General features: G+C 50.2%; 1 rRNA gene. It reads right to left on the reverse strand.

What is annotated here, in order from left to right:
* A 16S ribosomal RNA gene (locus IQR33_RS26755) occupies positions 1-190 on the reverse strand; the annotation flags it as partial.
* Positions 191-201 lie beyond the last annotated feature (11 nt).

Consider the following 201-nt stretch of genomic DNA (forward strand, 5'->3'; position numbering starts at 1 on the left):
ATGCGGTATTAGCCATCGTTTCCAATGGTTATCCCCCACATCAGGGCAATTTCCTAGGCATTACTCACCCGTCCGCCGCTCGACGCCGTTATCGTTCCCCGAAGGTTCAGATAACTCGTTTCCGCTCGACTTGCATGTGTTAGGCCTGCCGCCAGCGTTCAATCTGAGCCATGATCAAACTCTTCAATTTAAGGTTTTGTT

The organism is Vibrio sp. OPT46, assembly GCF_015163535.1.
Lineage (GTDB): Bacteria > Pseudomonadota > Gammaproteobacteria > Enterobacterales > Vibrionaceae > Vibrio > Vibrio alginolyticus.